Raw genomic sequence first — 1,399 nt, 5'->3', positions numbered from 1 at the left:
CCCCCCCCCACGCCTGTCCCCCTATTTGAAGAGATCACTGCAATGACCAAGCAAATCCAGGACGCCTACATCGTCGCCGCCACCCGCACCCCGGTGGGCAAGGCGCCCAAGGGCGTGTTCCGCAATACCCGTCCCGACGACATGCTGGCCCATGTGCTCCGCTCCGTGGTCGCACAGGCACCGGGCATCGACCTCAACCGCATCGATGACGCGATCATCGGCTGCGCGATGCCGGAAGCCGAGCAGGGCATGAACGTGGCACGCATCGGCGTGCTGCTCGCCGGCCTGCCGGACACCATCGCCGCGCAGACCGTCAATCGCTTCTGCTCCTCGGGCCTGCAGGCCGTGGCCATGGCCGCCGACCAGATCCGCCTGGGCAATTCGGACCTGATGCTGGCCGGTGGTACCGAGTCGATGTCGATGGTGCCGATGATGGGCAACAAGATCGCGATGGCGCCGAGCGTGTTCGACAACGACCACGTCGCCATTGCCTACGGCATGGGCATCACCGCCGAGAAGGTCGCCGAGGAATGGAAGGTCTCGCGTGAGGAGCAGGACGCCTTCGCCCTCGCCTCGCACCAGAAGGCCATCGCCGCGATCCAGAACGGCGACTTCAAGGACGAGATCAGCCCGTACGACGTGCGCACCCGCCAGCCGGACCTGGCCGACGGCCGCCGCATCATCACCCGCGACAAGATCGTGGATACCGACGAAGGCCCGCGCCTGGATTCCTCCGCTGAAGGCCTGGCCAAGCTGCGTCCGGTGTTCCGCAACGGCCAGTTCGGCGGCACGGTCACTGCGGGCAACTCCTCGCAGATGAGCGATGGCGCCGGTGCGGTGCTGCTGGCCTCCGAGCAGGCGATCAAGGATTACGGCCTGACCCCGCTGGCCCGCTTCGTCAGCTTCTCGGTTGCCGGTGTGCGCCCGGAAGTGATGGGTATCGGCCCGATCGCTGCGATCCCGAAGGCACTCAAGCAGGCTGGCCTGACCCAGGATCAGCTGGACTGGATCGAGCTCAACGAAGCCTTTGCCGCGCAGTCGCTCGCGGTCATCCGCGATTGCGGCCTGGACCCGTCCAAGGTCAACCCGCTGGGCGGCGCGATCGCCCTGGGCCACCCGCTGGGTGCGACCGGCGCGATCCGCACCGCTACCCTGCTGCACGGCCTGCGCCGTCGCCAGCAGAAGTACGGCATGGTGACCATGTGCATCGGCACCGGCATGGGCGCGGCGGGTATCTTCGAATCGCTGTAAGCCACTGATCGGTGCCGGCCCTCGGGTCGGCACCGATGCAACGGGTACCACCGATGCATCCGGCGGGACCGGTGCAACCGGTGGGACCGGTGCAACGGATAGGCACCGACCGCTGGTCGGTGCAAGGTCGGAAACGAAAAGGGGGGCC

General features: G+C 67.3%; 1 protein-coding gene. It reads left to right on the top strand.

The window, feature by feature from the left end; genetic code table 11:
- The first annotated feature begins 42 nt into the window (after positions 1–42).
- Positions 43–1,251, top strand: a complete 1,209-nt coding sequence (locus tag ACE026_RS17430) for an acetyl-CoA C-acyltransferase (RefSeq protein ID WP_486040058.1) — start codon at positions 43–45, stop codon at positions 1,249–1,251.
- Positions 1,252–1,399 lie beyond the last annotated feature (148 nt).

Source organism: Stenotrophomonas sp. AGC87 (genome assembly GCF_057333975.1).
Note: the sequence above shows the minus strand (reverse complement) of the source record. Positions and strands in the feature narration are given on the sequence as shown.

Bases quoted from the DNA above. Each gene is read 5' to 3' on its own strand.
- ACE026_RS17430 (WP_486040058.1), top strand. From the start codon at position 43: ATGACCAAGCAAATCCAGGACGCCTACATCGTCGCCGCCACCCGCACC.